The 18,848-nt window shown below is 71.0% G+C and carries 17 protein-coding genes; 14 read left to right on the forward strand and 3 right to left on the reverse strand.

Features of this window, described 5'->3' with window-relative positions:
- Positions 1 to 49 precede the first annotated feature (49 nt).
- On the forward strand, positions 50 to 406 hold the full coding sequence (locus ACZ561_RS32365; RefSeq protein ID WP_471001843.1) for a hypothetical protein: 357 nt from the start codon (positions 50 to 52) through the stop codon (positions 404 to 406).
- 13 nt (positions 407 to 419) lie between these two features.
- On the forward strand, positions 420 to 707 hold the full coding sequence (locus tag ACZ561_RS32370) for a DUF4031 domain-containing protein (RefSeq protein ID WP_384516447.1): 288 nt from the start codon (positions 420 to 422) through the stop codon (positions 705 to 707).
- 42 nt (positions 708 to 749) lie between these two features.
- On the opposite strand, the gene ACZ561_RS32375 is transcribed toward ACZ561_RS32370, so the two are convergent.
- The 3 genes from ACZ561_RS32375 to ACZ561_RS32385 form a co-directional block, all read right to left on the reverse strand.
- Positions 750 to 1,952 carry a Cmx/CmrA family chloramphenicol efflux MFS transporter gene (locus tag ACZ561_RS32375; RefSeq protein ID WP_471002086.1) on the reverse strand — a complete coding sequence of 401 codons (1,203 nt, stop codon included), beginning with the start codon at positions 1,950 to 1,952 and terminating at the stop codon, positions 750 to 752.
- A gap of 165 nt (positions 1,953 to 2,117) precedes the next feature.
- On the reverse strand, positions 2,118 to 4,310 hold the full coding sequence (locus ACZ561_RS32380) for an FG-GAP repeat domain-containing protein (protein WP_471001848.1): 2,193 nt from the start codon (positions 4,308 to 4,310) through the stop codon (positions 2,118 to 2,120).
- Between the two features lie 98 nt (positions 4,311 to 4,408).
- Positions 4,409 to 5,068, reverse strand: coding sequence for an HD domain-containing protein (locus tag ACZ561_RS32385; RefSeq protein ID WP_471001852.1), 660 nt, complete (start codon positions 5,066 to 5,068; stop codon positions 4,409 to 4,411).
- Between the two features lie 142 nt (positions 5,069 to 5,210).
- Between ACZ561_RS32385 and ACZ561_RS32390 the strand changes: the two genes are divergently transcribed.
- The 12 genes from ACZ561_RS32390 to metH all read left to right on the forward strand — a co-directional run bounded on the left by ACZ561_RS32390 (position 5,211) and on the right by metH (position 18,812).
- Positions 5,211 to 6,644: an MFS transporter gene (locus ACZ561_RS32390; protein ID WP_471001855.1), complete on the forward strand. Its 1,434-nt coding sequence runs from the start codon at positions 5,211 to 5,213 to the stop codon at positions 6,642 to 6,644.
- Positions 6,645 to 6,733: 89 nt separating this feature from the next.
- Positions 6,734 to 7,948 carry a trans-sulfuration enzyme family protein gene (locus ACZ561_RS32395; RefSeq protein WP_471001858.1) on the forward strand — a complete coding sequence of 405 codons (1,215 nt, stop codon included), beginning with the start codon at positions 6,734 to 6,736 and terminating at the stop codon, positions 7,946 to 7,948.
- Between the two features lie 83 nt (positions 7,949 to 8,031).
- Positions 8,032 to 8,547, forward strand: a complete 516-nt coding sequence (locus ACZ561_RS32400) for a MaoC family dehydratase (RefSeq protein WP_471001861.1) — start codon at positions 8,032 to 8,034, stop codon at positions 8,545 to 8,547.
- 44 nt (positions 8,548 to 8,591) lie between these two features.
- Entirely contained in the window at positions 8,592 to 9,443 is an 852-nt protein-coding gene (locus ACZ561_RS32405) for a class I SAM-dependent methyltransferase (RefSeq protein ID WP_471001864.1), read from the forward strand.
- 91 nt (positions 9,444 to 9,534) lie between these two features.
- A complete protein-coding gene (locus ACZ561_RS32410; protein WP_471001868.1) occupies positions 9,535 to 10,578 on the forward strand; it encodes a class I SAM-dependent methyltransferase in 1,044 nt (347 codons plus the stop codon).
- Positions 10,579 to 10,606: 28 nt separating this feature from the next.
- Positions 10,607 to 11,500, forward strand: a complete 894-nt coding sequence (locus ACZ561_RS32415) for a diiron oxygenase (protein ID WP_471001870.1) — start codon at positions 10,607 to 10,609, stop codon at positions 11,498 to 11,500.
- 38 nt (positions 11,501 to 11,538) lie between these two features.
- Positions 11,539 to 12,444 carry a class-II aminoacyl-tRNA synthetase family protein gene (locus tag ACZ561_RS32420; RefSeq protein WP_471001872.1) on the forward strand — a complete coding sequence of 302 codons (906 nt, stop codon included), beginning with the start codon at positions 11,539 to 11,541 and terminating at the stop codon, positions 12,442 to 12,444.
- Position 12,445: 1 nt separating this feature from the next.
- Positions 12,446 to 12,895, forward strand: coding sequence for a holo-ACP synthase (gene acpS / locus ACZ561_RS32425; RefSeq protein ID WP_471001875.1), 450 nt, complete (start codon positions 12,446 to 12,448; stop codon positions 12,893 to 12,895).
- A gap of 13 nt (positions 12,896 to 12,908) precedes the next feature.
- The gene (locus ACZ561_RS32430) at positions 12,909 to 13,166 is read left to right on the forward strand and encodes a phosphopantetheine-binding protein (RefSeq protein ID WP_376441598.1); all 258 of its coding nucleotides are present in this window, start codon (positions 12,909 to 12,911) and stop codon (positions 13,164 to 13,166) included.
- Positions 13,163 to 14,374, forward strand: a complete 1,212-nt coding sequence (gene metK, locus ACZ561_RS32435; protein ID WP_471001879.1) for a methionine adenosyltransferase — start codon at positions 13,163 to 13,165, stop codon at positions 14,372 to 14,374. Before ACZ561_RS32430 ends, metK begins: the two co-directional genes overlap by 4 nt.
- 2 nt (positions 14,375 to 14,376) lie before the next feature.
- Positions 14,377 to 15,360, forward strand: coding sequence for a carbohydrate kinase family protein (locus tag ACZ561_RS32440; RefSeq protein WP_376441604.1), 984 nt, complete (start codon positions 14,377 to 14,379; stop codon positions 15,358 to 15,360).
- On the forward strand, positions 15,357 to 18,812 hold the full coding sequence (gene metH / locus ACZ561_RS32445; RefSeq protein WP_471001882.1) for a methionine synthase: 3,456 nt from the start codon (positions 15,357 to 15,359) through the stop codon (positions 18,810 to 18,812). The genes ACZ561_RS32440 and metH overlap by 4 nt, the downstream gene beginning before the upstream one ends.
- Positions 18,813 to 18,848: the final 36 nt, after the last annotated feature.

The following is an 18,848-nucleotide window of genomic DNA, read 5'->3' on the forward strand; positions in this document are numbered from 1 at the left end:
ATGCGGAGGGGACCTTCGTCCCCGAGGCTTGTCGGGTGACAATGTGTGCATGGACGACATCGACCCTCTGGAGCAGGCGCTGCATGCCGCCCGCGCCCTGGTCCTCGCCGATCTCGCCGCGCGCGACGTGGCCGCGGCCGAGGTCGTGTCGATGGTCGAGGACGCCGTCACCCACCGCCGGTGGTGGGTGGAGCAGTGGCCCGAGGGCATCACGTACGTCGCCGGGCTCGTCGCCCAGGACGTGCAGGACGCGCTCCTGGAGCGCCACGGCCGCTGGCCCATCTGCCCCGTGTGCTCCTCCGGCGACCCGCACGCCCTGGACGTCGAACCCGAGCTCGGCCCGGACCCGCACTGGGTCTGTGGCAAGGCGGGCGTGGTCGTCGCCCGGGTCGGAGGTCTGACGTGACGGCGGTCCTCAGGTGACTCTCTTCATCGACCCGCCGACCTGGCCGGGCCACGGCCGTATGTGGTCGCACCTCGTGAGCGACGTCTCGCACGAGGAGCTCCACGCCTTCGCCGCGAGGATCGGCGCCCCGCCGCGCGCCTTCGAGCGCGACCACTACGACATCCCGTCGGACCGCTACGCGGACGCGGTGGCGGCCGGCGCGGTCGAGGTCGGCTCGAAGGAACTCGTACGGCGGATCACGGAGGCGGGACTGCGGCGGCCGAAGTTCCCGCGGCGGGAGACGGAGTCCGACCCGCTGTAGCGGGCGGGGCCTCGTGGGCTCACCCGCGTGGCCCCGGTGGGCTCAGCCGGCCGATACGGCCTTCTCCCGCTCCGGGGTGGAGGAGGCCACCACGCGCGAGCGGGACTTGTGCAGCCGTAGCGAGAGCGCGACCGTCGCCAGTGCCACCACCGTCATGGCCGCTCCGGCCCACGCGGTCGCCGCGAAGCCGAAGTCCGCGTCGATGACCGTGCCGCCGAACCAGGGGCCCGCGGTGTTGCCGAGGTTGAAGGCGGCGGTGGTGGTGGCGCCCGCGAGGGTCGGGGCGGCGCCGGCCACGTTGAACATGCGGGCGTTGAGGGCGGGCGCGGTGTAGAAGGCCGAGACGCCGAGGAGGAAGGACAGGGCGATCACGGCGACCGGGCTGGAGGCGAAGAGGGCCAGGGCGACCAGGAAGACCGTCGAGGCGGTGATGCCCGTGAGCAGGACCCCGAAGAGGTGGGCGTCGGCGACCCGGCCGCCGATCGTCGTACCGATCAGCGCGCCGATGCCGAAGAGGCCGAGGATCGCGGAGACCCAGCGGGTGTCGATCCCGGCGACGTCCGTGATGACCGGGGCCAGGTACGAGAACGCGCAGAAGACACCGCCCGCGGCGAGCGCCGTGATCACGACCGAGAGCAGGACCTGGCGGTCGCGGTAGATCACCAGCTCACTCTTGAGGCGGGGCTTGGTCTCGGGGAGCGGGATGTGCGGGATGCGGGTCACCACGCCCACGAGCGCGATCGCCGAGGCCACGCCGACCGCCCAGAACGCGGCGCGCCAGCCGAGGTGTTCGCCGAGGAAGGCGCCGGCGGGGACGCCGAGGACGTTGGCGATCGAGAGGCCGCCGATCATGACCGCCATGGCACGGGCCCGCGAGCTCACGGGGACCATCGCGATGGCGACGGCGGCGCCGACCGCCCAGAAGCCGGCGCAGGCGAGCGCGCTCACGATCCGGGAGGCGAAGAGGACGGCGTAGTTGGGTGCGAGGGCGCCGGCGACCTGGCCGAGGCCGAAGACGGTGATCAGGGTGACCAGGGTCGTCTTGCGGGGGAGCCGGAGGGTCGCGACGGCGAGCAGCGGGGCGCCGACGACCATGCCGATGGCGAAGGCGGAGATGAGGAGGCCGGCGCGGGGGATCGAGACGTTCATGTCGTCGGCGATGGGTGGGAGGAGGCCGGACAGCATGAATTCGCTCGTGCCGAGCGCGAAGACGGAGAGGCCGAGGATGTAGACGGCCAGGGGCATACGGGTGGCTGCGGGGGCGGACGGGGGTGCGGTGCGCTCGGCGGAGGTTGACGGCATGACATGCGTCAACCTGCGGTTTGTGCCTGACATTCCCCCGGGACAGGTCGTCTCGCGATACGGACACCGGTCCCGCCGCACCTGCGGCGGGACCGGTGCCGGGTGCCGTCAGACCACGTGGCTGCCCGCGTCCCCGACGTAGGGCAGGGAGGCCGACTGCCTGCCGCCCAGGGGAGCACGCCAGCTGCCCGTGCCCTGGTAGAAGTCCCGGGACGTCGGGCCGACGGCGACGAGGTCGGCGCGGCCGTCCCGGTTGGCGTCGCCGACGCCGACGAGGTGCGTGTACCCGCCCCAGCCGGCGCCGATCCTGATGCGGGTGTCGAAGGTCCCGTCGCCCTTGCCGAGGTACGCCCAGAGGACACCCGCGCCGTCGCGGGCGACGAGGTCGCCGGCGGCGCCTCCGGCGATGTCGCCGGTGGCGGTGATCTGGTTGTAGCCCTGCCAGCCTGTGCCGATCTTCACCCGGGTCGCGTACGGGGTGCGCCAGCTGCCGGTGCCCTTGTGGAGCCACATGGCGCCCGAGGCGTCGGTGGCGACGAGGTCGGGCTTTCCGTCGCCGTTGAGGTCGCTTCCGGCGGCGATCTTGGTGTAGCCGCCCCAGCCCGAGCCGATCTTGTAGCGGCCGGCGAAGGTGCCGTCGCCGTTGCCGAGGTGGTGCCACAGGACGCCGGCGGTGTCGCGGGCGACGATGTCGCCGTGGGCGGCGCCGGCGATGTTCCCCGCGGCCTCGATCTGGTTGTACCCACCCCAGCCGGTGCCGATCAGCTTCCGCGACTGGGCCGTCACCTGGCCGAACTCCTCGTAGAAGCTGGTGTCGCTCCGCCACAGCCTGCCGGAGCCGTCGCGGGAGAGCAGGTCCGGGGAGCCGTTGTCGTCGTAGTCGTGCGGCGCGGCCTTGCGGGTGACCTTGAACGTGCCGGAGGCGGTCGTGGCCGGGCCGATCCCGTTGAGCGGCCGTGCGGTCAGCTGCCAGGTGTAGTCGCCGTTGTAGGCGCTCGTGAAGTCCGAGCCGATGATGCCGTCCCAGGTGAACGTCACGCTCGGGTTGTACGGGTGGGTCTCGGTGAACGTGCGGACCTTCCCGGTCCGGACGTGGCGCAGGGTGACGTCCACCTTGACGGTGCTCCGGGAGAGTCCCCAGGTGAAGGCCGCCTTCCCGCCGTTCTTGTCGAGGTCGACGACGGAGGGGATGTCGTTGGCGCCGATGACGACGTGGGTGGGCTCGCCGGTGGTTGCCACCAGGCCGACGGCCGGAGCCGCCCCGTCCGCGCCGGGGACGATCTTGTAGAGGCCCTCGCCCTGGGCGAGGGTGCCGCCGCGTACGTACAGACCGTCGGGAGCCGCCGAGGACGACGTCAGGTGGTCGAGCAGCTTCACCTTCGCCCCGGTGGCCGGGTGGTAGGCGGTCAGGGCGTACAGCGGGTTCGTGTCGCCGTTGGAGAGGCCGCCGGCCTCGCCGTACACCACCCAGCCGCCGACCAGGCCGAGTTGGAGGTCGTTCGTGTACGCGTCCTCGACCGGGACCTCCGCGACCGTGTCCGTGGCCCGGTCCAGGAGGTACACCGTCGGGCGGTCGGTCTCGTCGCCATCGGTCCAGGCGACGTGCGTCGGCGAGACGGCGATGTCGCCGTTGCCGGAGGTCGGCGTGCGGTGGTGGATCTCGTCGACGGTTCCGGTGGCGAGGTCGAGCAGGCCCCACTTCTTCCCTGTGCCGTCCATGAACGTGACCAGGGCGTCGTCCGGGGTGCCCGGGGTGACCGAGACGGCGCTCGCCCCGGCCGGGAGGCCGGTCACGGTCACGGTGCCACCCTCGGAAGGGTGCCTGTGCTGCCGCACCGTGCCGTCCGCGGACCTCGTGAACACCGCGTTCGCCGCCGATCCGACGTAGGTGGCGCCGGCGGCCGACCCGACGGGGACGTCGAGCGCCGACATGGTGCTCAGGTTCCGGAGGGTGACCTGGTAGGTCATCGGAAAGACCAGGTAGTCCGTGGTCCGCGACGATCGGATGGAGGTGTGGAACCCGTAGCCCGTACCGGTTCCGTCCTTGATCGACCGAACCGCCGTGGTGAGGCTTCCGTCGGCCCGCGTGGTGAAGTGGCCCAGCCCGGCATCGATCAGCTTGGCGTTCTTCGGGAAGGCGATAGGGGCCGCGGCGGTGTTCGCCGCATCCGCCGTCGTCGCCACGTCCGCCGTGGTGACGGCGTGCGCCGGGGCGGACAGGGTGCCCGCGCCGAGCGTGACGGCGAGAACGGTGGTGGTGGCGGCGATGAGCCGCCGCCGGGTCGAGCGGGCGTGCGCCACGTTCTGTTCTCCCTCACAAGCATCAGGCGCACCGTGCGCCACACCTGATGTGACCCATGACGGAGTGAAAGGTTGTACGAGGAGCAGGTGTCGGCCCGTCAGGCCCCGAGGGTCGCCAGCTCCCGTTCCAGGTTCCGGCGGGCCGCCGATTCCCAGGCCGCCGCGCCGTACGGGGTGCGGAACAGGCGGGGCAGGGCGAGGAGCTGGCGCAGGACCGCCGCGCGGCCCTGGCGGAACGCGTCCTCCGGGACGAAGCCGTACTCCTCGCGGACTGCCCGCACATACCCCCTGTAGGTATCCTCGCCCGTCGCCAGGATCGCCAGGTCCGCATCGCAGAGGAGCTCGCCGTTGATGTCGCCGTCCGCCGGGTCGTGGGTGATCGTCAGGCGGACCAGGCGGGCCACCTCCGCCACCTCGTGGGGCGTGAGGCCCGCCTCGGTCAGGGCCTTTTCGGCCAGGACCGCCGAGCGCTCCTCGTTCTCCGAGCGCTCCGGGCGGTAGACCGCGTCGTGGAACCAGGCGGCCAGTCGGACCAGCTCCAACTCCCCGCCCTCGCCGCCCTGATCGGCGAGCTCGTCGATGCGGTCGAGGACCGCGCGCAGGTGGTCCACCGTGTGGTACCTGCGCTGCGGCTCGGCCCACCGGGTCAGCAGATTCCGGCCGTACGGGGCGGGGTCCGGGCCCTCGTGGCCGGTGCGGGCGGCGCGCAGGGTGGCGTTCCAGCGCTGGAGCAGGGCGGGGTCCGAAGGTTCGGTCATGGCTGCATTCTGCCGCCCCGAGACCCTGGAAGCTCGCGTTCCAACTCCCCCTTCATCGCAGCCTTACATACCCCCCACGGGTATGCTACGGTGCTCCGCGAAGGTACCCCCTAGGGGTATGTGCGAGAGAAGGAGCAGGGCAATGTCAACCGTCAATCCCCGGCGCTGGTGGGCACTTGTCGTGCTCGCCGCCGCCCAGTTCATGGTCATCATGGACACGTCGATCATCGGCGTCGCGCTCCCCGAGATGCAGAAGGACCTGGGCTTCTCGCAGAGCGAGCTCCAGTGGATCTTCAACGCCTACGTCATCGTCTTCGGCGGACTCCTGCTCCTCGGCGGCCGCCTCTCCGACCTCGTCGGCGCCCGCAAGATCTTCGTCTCCGGCTGGGCGATCATGATCGTCGGCTCGGTCGTCGCCGCCGCCGCGCAGACCGCCTGGGTCGAGATCGTCGGCCGCGCCGTCCAGGGTGTCGGCGGTGCGCTCATCGCGCCCTCCGCCATGACCCTGCTGATGATGCTCTTCATGCACGACCCGAAGGAGCTCGGCAAGGCGATGGCGCTCTACGGCGCCGCGGCCCCCGCCGGCGGCACCGCGGGCGTCTTCCTCGGTGGTGTCTTCACCGAGTGGATGAGCTGGCAGTGGGTCTTCATCGTCTACATCCCGATCGGCCTCGCCACCCTCGCCGCCACCAAGCTGCTCCCGGCCGTCGAGTCCCGCCGCGGCTCCGTCGACATCCTCGGCGCCGTCGCCGTCACCGCCGGTCTCGCGCTCGCCGTCTTCGCCGTCGTCCGTGCCCCCGAGGTCGGCTGGGGCTCCACCGCCACCATCCTGGAACTGGTCGGCGCCGCCGTCCTGCTCATCCTCTTCTTCGTGATCCAGAAGTCGGTCCGCGAGCCGCTCATGCCGCTCAGCGTGTGGCGCGTCCCGCGCCTCGGTTCGGCCAACCTGGCGATGACGCTGCTCGGCGCCGCGTGGATCCCGATGTGGTACTTCCTCAACCTCTACCTGCAGCAGGTCCTCGGGTACGGCGCCTTCGCCTCCGGTGCCGCCCTGCTCCCGATGACCGTCCTGCTGATGATCTTCATGACGGCCATCACCGCCCGCCTCATGGGCAGGTTCGGTGCCAAGCCGCTGATCGCCGGCGGCCTGCTCGTCCTCGCGGCCGGGCTCGTGTGGCTGGCGGCCGTCCCGCCGACCGGCAGCTTCCTCGTCGACGTCCTGCCCGCCTCGCTGGTCGCCGCGCTCGGCATGTCCCTCGCCTACATCCCCGCGATGATCGCCGCGATGGCCGGCGCCCCGCAGGAGCAGGCCGGTCTCGCCTCCGGCATCGTCAACACCACCTACAACGTGGGCTCCGCCCTCGGTCTGGCCGCGCTGACCGCCGTCGCCATGTCCCAGGGCGCCGACAGGATCGGCGACCTGCCCGCCCTCACGGACGGCTTCTCGGCCGCCTTCGTCGGCGCCGCGATCATCGCCGCCGTCGGTGGTGTGATCACGCTCCTCGTCATGAAGAGCGACACGTCCCTCGCCGCCGAGTCCACCCCCGCCCCGCAGGGGGAAAAGGTCTCCGCGTGAGGCGCGACCGCGCCGACCGAGGGGCCGCCCGATGTCCGTCCACAGGACATCGGGCGGCCCCTTTTCCGTATCCGATTCAGGGAGCAGTCATGGACATCCGTACCCGCGCCGTGCACGTCGTCGACGAGCCGCCCGAGGAGGGCGGTCGGCCGCTCTCCGTACCGCTCGTGCAGTCCTCGGCCTTCGCCTTCGACTCGGCCGACGCGCTCGCCGAGGCCATGGCGGGCCCCGACGGCCGGTACGTCTACAGCAGGCGGGGCAATCCCACGGTACGAGCCCTGGAGCGGACCCTGGCCGGGCTCGAAGGCGGTGCGTCCGCCCTCGCCTTCGCCTCCGGCATGGGAGCCATCAGCGGTGTCCTGCTCGCCCTGCTGCGGCCCGGCGACCGGGTGGTGGCGCAACGGTGCCTGTACGGAGGGACGTACGCGGTCCTGTCGGATCTCGCGGAGCGGTACGGGATCGAGGTCACGTACATCTCCGGTGACGACGTCGCCGAGTTCGAGGAGGCGGCCGCACGCGGGACCCGGCTGCTCGTCCTGGAGACCATCGCCAATCCGACCGGACACGTCCCGCAGCTGCCCGGCCTGCTGGCGGCGGCCCGACGTCTCGGGGTGGCCACCGTCGTCGACAACTCGCTCGCCTCGCCGGTTCTCTGCCGCCCCCTGGAGCTCGGCGCGGACATCGTCGTCCACTCCACCACCAAGTACCTCTCCGGGCACTCGGACGTCCTCGGTGGCGCGGCGGTCTTCGCGGACGACGGGCTGCGACGCGCGGTGTGGCCGCGAACGGTCGAACTGGGCGCCTGTGCCGATCCGTTCGCCGCCTGGCTGACGCTGCGCGGGCTGCAGACGCTGCCGCTGCGGATGCGGGAGCACTGCGCGAACGCCGCCGTTCTCGCCGAGCGGCTCGCGGTCCGCCCGGACGTGACCGCCGTCCATCATCCGTGGCTCGTGGGCCACCCCTCGTACGGCACGGCCCGCAAGGTGCTCTCCGGGGGCGGCGGGCTGCTCTCCTTCGAGCTGGCGGGCGGCCGGGAGGCGGGCCGGGCGTTCATCGAGCGGGTACGGATCGCCCGGCTCGCGCTCTCCCTCGGCGGTGTCGAGACGCTCGTGACCCATCCCGCGTCCACCTCCCACCGGGAGCTCGACGCCGAGGCGCTGAAGGCGGCCGGCATAGGCGCCGGCCTGGTGCGGGTGTCCGTAGGCATCGAGGACGTCGAGGACCTGTGGGGGGACTTCGAGCAGGCGCTCGGCGGCGGTGAAGGGCCGGGCGGCTGGGGGCACATGAGCCTTCTTTTGGGTTGACAAAATAAATGAGCCATTCGTAGATTGGGTGATGTCAGAGAACGCCAGGGAACGACCATCCTTTAGGTCAAGGGGGGCGCGGGATGCGCTACTTCGAGGACTTCCGGCCGGGCGACGTCCATGAACTGGGCACCGTCACCGTCACCACGGAGGAGGTGCTGGAGTTCGGCAGGCGCTTCGATCCACAGCCCTTCCACACGGACCCCGAGCTCGCCACGCGCTCGCAGTTCGGCGGACTCATCGCGAGCGGCTTCCACACCCAGGCCATGTTCATGCGGCGCTACGTGGACGGACTGCTCGCCTACAGCGCCTGCACGGGCTCGCCCGGAATCGACGAGGTCCGCTACCTGCGTCCCGTACGACCCGGGGACGTCCTGACCGCCCGTGTGGAGATCCTTGGCTCCACCCCGTCGCCGTTCAATCCCGCCACCGGCACCGTCAAACCGCGGTGCACGCTCGTGGCCGCCGACGGGACGGCCGTGTTCAGCATGATCCTGCACAGCATCTTCCGGCGCCGTCCCGCCGGTTCCGAGGCCGCGCATCTGTCGTCGATGCCCGCGGCCGAGGACCCCGTTGCCTGTGCGCGCGTCAGCGCCTGAACACGGCCGTCCGAATCTCTCCATCACATGAAGGGGGACCTCCTGTGGAGGCCGTATCCCGCACCGCCCAGTGGACCGCCGCAGCGCGCGCCCTGGAGACCGAGCGCGAGGACCGGCTGTTCGCCGATCCCTACGCGCGCACCGTCGCCGACGAGATCGGCTTCGAACTGCTCGAGCGCTACGCCGGGGCCGGCACCGTGCCGTTCCTCGCCATCCGCACCACCTACCTGGACCGGGCCATCGTGCGCGCCGTCGAGGAGCGGGGCATCCGCCAGGTCGTCTTCCTCGCCGCCGGCATGGACACCCGCTTCTTCCGCCTGCCCTGGCCCGACGGCGTCACCGTCTACGAGCTCGACCGCCCGGCCCTCCTGGAGGCCAAGGCGAAGATGCTCGCCGACGAGCCCCTCCCGGCCGGCCGTACCCGGATCACCGTCCCGGTCGACCTGACCCAGGACTGGACCGGCCCCCTGAAGGAAGCCGGCTGGAAGAGCGACGAGCCCGTCCTGTGGGTGGTCGAGGGCCTGCTGTTCTTCCTCCCCGAAGAGGCCGTACGGACCCTCATCTCGACGCTCTCCGCCCACGCGGCGCCCGGCTCCGTGCTGCTCGGCGACGTCATCTCCCGGGCCGCCCTGGAGAACCCGCTGTCGCGTCCGTTCCTCGGCGCCCTGAGGGAGGACGGCAATCCGTGGCTCTTCGGCACCGAGGAGCCCGAGGCGCTGCTCGCCGCCTGCGGCTGGGACGTACGCGAGGTCAAGCAGCCCGGTGAGGACGGCGCCGACTTCCACCGCTGGCCGTACCCGGTTCCGGCGCGCAACGTGCCGGGCGTGCCGCGGTCCTTCCTGTTCAGCTGCGACCTGCCGGGAGCCTCCGGAACCGGCTCGGGGTTCGCCGCGTGACCGCCGCGATCCGCCCGGCGGCGTGTTCTTCGGACCGCCGCGGCGCCCGATCCACGACCGGCCGCCCCCCGACCCGAGAGGAGACTCCCGTATGAGCGCCCACGACTTCCACCAGAAGGTCATCACCGACGCCGGCGCCGCCGTCCGCGGCCTGACCGTGGCCCTCGGTGAACGGCTCGGTCTCTACAAGGCCCTGGCCGAGTCCGGTCCGCTCACCTCCGGGCAGCTCGCCGAGAGGACCGGCACCGACCCCCGCTACATCGAGGAGTGGCTGCACGCGCAGCTCTCCGCCGGCTACGTCGAACGCCACCCGAGCGCCGCCACGTACACGCTCCCCGCCGACCACGTCGAGGTCCTCGCCGACCCGAAGGCCGTCACCTTCGCCGCCGGGTTCTTCACCGCCCTCAAGGCGCTGTACGCCACCGAGGACCTGCTCGTCGAGGCGTACCGCACCGGCGACGGCGTCGGCTGGGCCGAGCACGACGCGGCGCTCGACACCGGCATGGGCTCCTTCTTCCAGCCCACGTACGAGCACAAGCTCGTACCGGACTGGCTGCCGGCCCTGCACCAGGTCACGGACAAGCTCGCCGCGGGCGGCACCGTCGCCGACGTCGGCTGCGGTGTCGGCCACACCACCCTGCTGATCGCCAAGGCGTTCCCCCTGGCCACCGTCCACGGCTTCGACTACTCCGAAGAGGCCATCTCCATCGCCCGGCAGCTCGCCGAGGAGGCAGGCCTGTCCGACCGGGTCGTCTTCGAGGTCGCCTCCGCCGACGACTACCCGGGCTCCGGCTACGACCTGGTCTGCTTCTTCAACGCTCTGCACGACATGGGCGACCCGGTCGCCGCCGCCCAGCACGTTCACAAGTCCCTGGACGCGGACGGCACCTGGATGCTCGTCGAGTCGAACGTCTCGCCCGCCGACATCGACACCAACACCCCCGCCGCGCGCATGTTCATGGCCCTGTCCGCCGTGATGTGCCTGCCCGTCGCGGTCGCCCAGCGCGGCCCGCACGCGCTCGGCAACCACTCCGGCGAGAAGGCCTTCCGCGCCATCGCCGAGGAGGCCGGCTTCACCCGCTGGCGCCGCGCCACCGAGACCCCGGTCAACGCGGTCTACGAAGTCCGGCCCTGACCAGCTTCCCCGTCCTTAGGAGCTCTCCATGGGCGTCAGCGCCCCCCTGCCCGTCACCGACCGGTTCATGGAAGTCCTTGAGCGGCTCAGCTCCCGCTCCATCGAGGAGTACTACAACCCCTACCAGCAGTTCGACTGGCCCGACCAGCTGGAGGAGAAGCAGCTGTGGATGACGCCGGAGCTGCTCACCGTCCACGGCACCCCGTACTACGAGGAGCTCGGTGAGGAGACGATCCAGAAGCTGTCGAAGTGGGAGTCGATCAACTTCTACAGCCTCAACGTGCACGGCATCCGCGAGCTCCTCATCGAGGTCGTGGGCCGTATCCACATGCCGGGCTTCGAGGTCCCCTCGGACTTCTTCCACCACTTCATCGGCGAAGAGAACGAACACATGTGGTTCTTCGCCGAGTTCTGCCGCCGCTACGGCAACAAGATCTACGGCTCCACCGCGATGCGCGCCGACTCCGCCTGGGAGCCGGAGGTGGAGCACTTCCTGGTCTTCGCCCGCATCCTGTTCTTCGAGGAGCTCGTCGACCACTACAACATGCGGATGGCGCAGGACGACTCCCTGTGCCGCACCATCCGCGAGGTCAACCGCATCCACCACCAGGACGAGTCCCGCCACATCGCCTTCGGCCGCGAACTCGTCTCGCTGCTCTTCTCCCGGATGCGCGAGGCGGTGCCCGCCGCACGGGTCGCGGAGGTCGAGGCGTATCTGAAGCGGTACGTCGTCTACAGCATCAACTCCCTCTACAACCCGCACGTCTACCGCGACGCCGGCGTCGCCGACCCGCTGGCCCTGCGCAACGCGCTGGTCGCCGACGAGCGCCGCCGGCCGTACGAGCGCAAGGCGATCCGCAAGCCGCTCGCCTTCTTCCTGAAGACCGGGATCTTCTCCGACGACACCCTGCCCGTCGTCTGACGGCCGCCGGACCGTCGCACCCGAGAGGTGAATCCACCATGACCGTGACGACCCCCGCGAGCGTCGGGGCCCCCGGGGAGGCCAGGGGACTGCCGTCCCTCGGCCCCGAGGCGACCGCGCTGCTGCGGCTGCTCGACGACACCTTCGAGAGCTGGGGAGTGACCGCGGGCGCCCGCCCGATGACCATGCCCCCGCTCCTGCCGGCCGCCGACCTGGCCCGGCTCGACTACTACGACAACTTCCCCCACCAGGCCGTCGTCGCCGCCCCGCTCGACCTGGAGCGCCGCGAGACCTCGACCTTCTGTTCCGACACCGGCTGCTTTCCGTGCGACGCGCTCGAACCCGCCGCGCTCGGACTGCCCTCGGCGTCCTGCTATGCCGTCTACCTCGACCACCAGGGCCGACAGGTCGCCGACGACACCCTGGTGACCGTCTGCTCCTGGTGCTTCCGCAAGGAGACCCACTACGAGGGGATGCGACGCCAACTCGGCTTCCGCATGCGGGAGATCGTCGCCATCGGCGGGCGCGAGCACGCCGAGACGCATCTCGTCGACTTCACCGACCGCATCCACTCCTTCGCCGCGGCGCTCGACCTGCCGCTGCGCCGGGAGGCCGCCTGCGACCCGTTCTTCGACAAGGGCGGATCCAAGGCGGTGCTCCAGCGGCTCACTCCGGTGAAGCACGAGTTCCTGTACGAGGACCTGGCGATCGCCTCGGTCAACACGCACCGCAACTTCTTCGGCGAGCGCTGCGCCATCACGCTGGCGTCGACCGGCGGGCCGGCGTTCACCAGCTGCGTCGCCTTCGGCCTGGAGCGCTGGCTGTCGGCGCTGACCCGGCGCCACGGCAGCTGGGACGCGGCCACCCGGGCGGTCCTCGACGCGAACGCCCGGATGCGGGCCGACGCGAGTGACGTCAGCGTGGCGGCCGGGCCGGTGATCTGACGTGCCGGCCCGACCTGCCGCCCCGCCGGCGGGCGGCCTGGGCTGGGCGAACCTCGGCATGGACATCGTGTCCGTCAACCGTGTCCGCCGGCTTCTCACCGAGTACGGCGAGACGTTCTTCGAGCGGATGCTCACCCCCGGCGAACTCGCAGACTGCCGCACCTCCACCGGGCTCGACGTCCTGAGCCTGTGCGGACGGATCGCGGCCAAGGAAGCGGCATTCAAGACCCTCCGGGTCAGGGGCAGGTTCCTGCCCTGGCCGGACATCGTCGTACGGCGCTCCGAAGGCGGCTGGCCGCTGGTGGAGCTGCACCGCAGCGCGGCCGAGATGGCCGCCGAGTCCGGCATCACCGAGATCACCGTGTCCATCAGCCACGACGTGGACTACGCGGTGGCGGTCGCCGCTCCGATCATCGTCGCGCCCCCCACCCCTTCCGTACCCCGCAGCTAAAAGGAGAGCAACCATGGCCGACGGCCTGCAGCAGGTGAAGAACTGGATCCTCGAGCGTCACCCCGAGCGCGAGGACATCGCCCCCGACCTCGACCTGATCGAGAACCGTCTCATCGACTCGCTGTCCTTCGTCGAGTTCGTCTTCCTGCTGGAGCAGGAGAGCGGCCGGTCCATCCGGATGGAGACCCTGCAGGTCGACGAGATCCGGACCCTCGCCGCCATCGGGACCCACTTCTTCGCGGACACGCGCCAGGAGGTGGGCCAGGCATGAGCAGCCGGCGCCTGTTCACCTCCGAGTCGGTGACCGAGGGACATCCCGACAAGATCGCCGACCGGATCAGCGACACCATCCTCGACGCACTGCTCGCCGACGACCCCGGCGCGCGGGTCGCGGTGGAGACGCTGCTGACCACCGGGCTCGTGCACATCGCGGGCGAGGTGACCACCACCGCGTACGCGCCGATCGCGAAGCTGGTGCGCGAGGCGATCCTCGACATCGGCTACGACTCCTCCACCAAGGGTTTCGACGGTGCCTCCTGCGGTGTGTCGGTCTCCATCGGCGCCCAGTCGCCGGACATCGCCCAGGGCGTGGACACCGCGTACGAGAGCCGGGTCGAGGGTGGCTCGGGCGCGCTCGACGCGCAGGGCGCCGGCGACCAGGGCCTGATGTTCGGCTACGCCTGCGACGACACGGCCGAGCTGATGCCGCTGCCGATCGCGTTGGCGCACCGGCTGGCGCGCCGGCTGACGGAGGTCCGCAAGAACGGGACCGTCCCGTATCTGCGGCCCGACGGGAAGACGCAGGTCACCATCGAGTACGACGGCGACCGGCCCGTACGTCTGGACACGGTGGTGGTGTCGTCGCAGCACGCGGCCGACATCAGCGTCGAGGGGCTGCTGACCCCGGACATCCGGGAGTTCGTCGTGGAGGCGGAGCTGAAGGCGCTCGCCGAGGAGGGCGTCAACCTGGAGTCCGACGGCTACCGGCTGCTCGTGAACCCGACCGGACGGTTCGAGGTCGGCGGCCCGATGGGCGACGCGGGCCTGACCGGCCGGAAGATCATCATCGACACGTACGGCGGCATGGCCCGCCACGGCGGCGGCGCGTTCTCCGGCAAGGACCCGTCCAAGGTGGACCGGAGCGCCGCCTACGCGATGCGCTGGGTCGCGAAGAACGTCGTCGCGGCGGGTCTGGCGCGACGCTGCGAGGTGCAGGTCGCGTACGCGATCGGCAAGGCGGAGCCGGTGGGCCTGTTCGTGGAGACCTTCGGCACGGGCACGCTGCCGGACGAGGCGATCCAGGACGCGGTCCGCACGGTCTTCGACCTGCGGCCTGCCGCGATCATCCGCGACCTGGACCTGAAGCGCCCCATCTACGCCCAGACCTCGGCGTACGGCCACTTCGGCCGCGAACTCCCGGACTTCACCTGGGAGTGCACGGACAGGGTGGACGCGCTGAAGAAGGCTGCGGGGGTGTAGGGGTGCGTATCGCTGTCACGGGATCCATCGCGACCGACCATCTGATGACCTTCCCCGGCTGGTTCAGCGAGCAGCTGCTCGCCGACCGGCTCGACCGGGTCTCCCTGTCGTTCCTCGCCGACAACCTGGAGGTCAGGCGCGGCGGAGTGGCAGCGAACATCGCCTTCGGGCTCGGGGTCCTCGGACTGCGCCCGGTCCTCGTGGGCGCGGTCGGCGCCGACTTCGAGCCGTACCGGATCTGGCTGAAGGACCACGGTGTGGACACCGACTCGGTGCGCGTCAGCGCGTCGCTCCACACCGCCCGGTTCGTCTGTACCACCGACCGGGCGCAGAACCAGATCGCCACCTTCTACGCCGGAGCGATGGCCGAGGCCCGCGAGATCGACCTGCGGGAGGTCGTCGCCCGGACGGGGCGTCTGGAACTGGTCCTGGTCTCCCCGGACGATCCCGAGGCCATGCTCCGGCACACCCGCACCTGCCGCGAGCTCGGGATTCCGTTCGCCGCCGACCCGTCGCAGCAGCTGGCGCGGCTCGGCCGGGACGAGGTGCGGGAGCTGGTGGACGGCGCGCGGTGGCTGTTCTCCAACGAGTACGAGACGGCCCTTCTCGGCGAGAAGTCGGGCTGGTCGGAGGCAGAGATCCTGCGCCGGGTCGGCGTCTGGGTCACCACCCACGGCGAGGCCGGTGTCCGTATCCGCGGCGAGGACCGGGACACCCTGGCCGTGCCGGCCGTGCCGGTGCCCGGGGTCGTCGACCCGACCGGTGTCGGGGACGCCTTCCGCGCCGGGTTCCTCGCCGGTACGGCGTGGGGCGTGCCGGAGCGGTGCGCGGCGCAGCTGGGCTGCGCGGTCGCCGCCACCGTCCTCGACTACGTGGGCACGCAGGAGTACCGGCTGCACCGCGACCCGCTCGTGGACCGGATCAGGACGACGTACGGCATGGGCTGCACGGCCGAACTGCTCGTTCATCTCAGGGGGTTGTCATGAGGAGGTCGCTGCGGGACGAGTTCGCGACCCGGGTCGTCGTCGCCGACGGGGCGATGGGCACGATGCTCCAGGCCGCCGACCCGACGATGGACGACTTCCAGAACCTGGAGGGCTGCAACGAGATCCTGAACGTCACGCGGCCCGACATCGTCGCCTCCGTCCACGACGCCTACTTCTCCGTCGGCGTGGACTGCGTCGAGACCAACACCTTCGGCGCGAACCTCGCCGCCCTCGCCGAGTACGGCATCGAGAACCGGGTCTACGAGCTGTCCGAGGCCGGCGCCCGGATCGCCCGTACCACCGCCGACGCCCACACGGCCCGCGACGGCCGGCCCCGCTGGGTCCTCGGTTCCATGGGCCCCGGCACGAAGCTGCCGACCCTCGGCCACATCACGTACGAGCCGCTGCGCGAGGCGTACCGGCAGAATGCCGAGGGGCTGCTGCGGGGCGGCGCCGACGCCCTGCTGATCGAGACCTCGCAGGACCTGCTCCAGACGAAGGCTGCCGTCGTCGGCGCCCGCCGGGCCCTGGAGTGGTGCGGGCTCGACCTGCCGCTGATCGTGCAGGTCACCGTGGAGACGACGGGCACGATGCTCCTCGGCTCGGAGATCGGGGCGGCGCTCACCGCCCTGGAGCCGCTCGGCATCGACATGATCGGGCTGAACTGCGCCACCGGCCCGGCGGAGATGGCCGAGCACCTGCGGTATCTGTCGCGGCACACGGGGATCCCGGTGTCGGTGATGCCCAACGCAGGACTGCCGGTGCTGACCTCGGACGGGGCCCACTATCCGCTGTCGCCCGCCGAACTGGCCGACGCCCAGGAGCGTTTCGTACGGGAGTACGGCCCCGCGCTCGTCGGCGGCTGCTGCGGGACGACCCCGGAGCATCTGCGCGAGATCGTGGAGCGGGTGCGAGGCGCGGCCGTGCCGGCCCGTACCCCGGTCCCGGAACCGGGCGCCTCCTCGCTCTACAGCCATGTGCCCTTCCGCCAGGACACGTCGTATCTGGCGATCGGGGAGCGGACCAACGCCAACGGATCCAAGAAGTTCCGCGAGGCCATGCTGGACGGCCGCTGGGACGACTGTGTGGAGATGGCGCGCGACCAGATCCGCGAGGGCGCGCACATGCTCGATCTGTGTGTGGACTACGTCGGCCGGGACGGGACGGCCGACATGGCCGAGCTGGCGGGGCGTTTCGCCACCGCGTCCACGCTGCCGATCGTGCTCGACTCGACCGAGCTGGGCGTGCTGCGTGCCGGGCTCGAGAAACTCGGCGGCCGGGCCGTGATCAACTCGGTCAACTACGAGGACGGTGACGGGCCCGAGTCCCGGTTCGCGCAGGTCACGGCGCTCGCGAAGGAGCACGGGGCCGCGCTGATGGCCCTGACGATCGACGAGGAGGGCCAGGCCCGCACGGTCGAGGCGAAGGTCGCGATCGCGGAGCGGATCATCGCCGATCTGACGGAGAAGTGGGGCATCAGGGAGTCGGACATCCTGATCGACTGTCTGACGTTCACGATCTGCACCGGGCAGGAGGAGTCCCGGCGCGACGGCATCCACACCATCGAGGCGATCAGGGAGCTCAAGCGCCGCCACCCGGACGTCCAGACCACGCTCGGCCTGTCCAACATCTCCTTCGGGCTGAACCCGGCCGCCCGGATCGTGCTGAACTCGGTCTTCCTCGACGAGTGCCTGAAGGCGGGACTCGACTCGGCGATCGTGCACGCGTCGAAGATCCTCCCGATCGCACGCCTGGAGCCGGAGCAGGTCGAGGTCGCGCTCGATCTGATCCACGACCGGCGGCGGGAGGGCTACGACCCGCTGCAGCGCCTCCTTGAGCTCTTCGAGGGCGCGACGGCGAAGTCCCTGAAGGCCGGGAAGGCCGAGGAGCTGCTCGCGCTGCCCCTGGAGGAGCGCCTGAAGCGGCGGATCGTCGACGGCGAGAAGAACGGCCTGGAGGCCGACCTCGCGGAGGCCCTGGAGGGGCGGCCGGCCCTCGACATCGTCAACGACATCCTGCTGGACGGGATGAAGGTCGTCGGCGAGCTCTTCGGCTCGGGTCGGATGCAGCTGCCGTTCGTGCTCCAGTCCGCCGAGGTCATGAAGACGGCCGTCGCCTACCTCGAACCGCACATGGAGAAGTCGGACGCCGAGGGCAAGGGGACGATCGTGCTGGCCACCGTGCGCGGAGACGTCCACGACATCGGCAAGAACCTCGTCGACATCATCCTGTCCAACAACGGCTACAACGTCGTCAACCTCGGCATCAAGCAGCCGGTCTCCGCGATCCTGGACGCCGCCGAGGAGCACCGCGCCGACGTCATCGGCATGTCCGGCCTGCTGGTCAAGTCGACCGTGATCATGAAGGAGAACCTGGAGGAGCTGAACGGCCGTGGACTCGCGGCGAAGTTCCCCGTGATCCTGGGTGGCGCCGCGCTGACCAGGGCGTACGTCGAGCAGGACCTGCACGAGCTGTACGCGGGCGAGGTGCGCTACGCCCGGGACGCCTTCGAGGGCCTGCGGCTGATGGACGCGCTGATGGCGGTCAAGCGGGGCGTCCCCGGCGCCGTGCTCCCGGAGCTGAAGCAGCGGCGTGTGCCCAGGCGGGACACGCCCGTCCTGGAGGTACGGGAGCCCGAGCCGGCGGGCCGCTCGGACGTGGCCACGGACCACCCCGTACCGGAGCCGCCGTTCCTCGGCACGCGGGTCGTCAAGGGCATCCAGCTCGCCGAGTACGCGTCCTGGCTCGACGAAGGTGCCCTGTTCAAAGGGCAGTGGGGGCTCAAGGACGACGGGACGATCGAGTCGGAGGGCCGGCCGCGGCTGCGCGGCTGGTTGGACCGGCTCCAGACCGACCAGCTCCTCGAAGCGGCCGTGGTCCACGGCTACTTCCCCTGTGTGTCCAAGGGCGACGACCTGATAGTCCTGGACGAGGACGGAGGCGAGCGGACCCGCTTCTCCTTCCCCCGCCAACAGCGGGGCCGCCGCCTCTGCCTGGCCGACTTCTTCCGCGCCGAAGACGCGGGCGAGGTGGACGTCCTCGCGCTCCAGGTCGTCACGGTCGGCTCCCGGATCGGCGGGGAGACGGCGAAGCTGTTCGCCGCGGACCGCTACCGCGACTATCTCGAACTGCACGGTCTGTCCGTGCAGTTGGCGGAGGCGCTGGCCGAGTACTGGCACGCGCGGGTGCGCGCGGAATGGGGCATCGGGGGAACGGACCCGGCGGGCATCGAAGGAATGCTGCGCACCGAGTACCAGGGCTGTCGCTACTCGCTCGGCTACCCGGCCTGCCCCGACCTGGAGGACCGGGCGAAGATCGCCGACCTGCTCCGGCCCGAGCGGATCGGGGTCGAGCTGTCGGAGGAGTACCAGCTGCACCCCGAGCAGTCGACGGACGCGATCGTCGTCCACCACCCGGAGGCGAGCTACTTCAACGCGGGGGGCCGGCGTTGACCGCGCATCGCACTCTTTCCCACCACACGCGAGGAG

The sequence above is a fragment of the Streptomyces sp. NPDC039609 genome, from assembly GCF_055596705.1.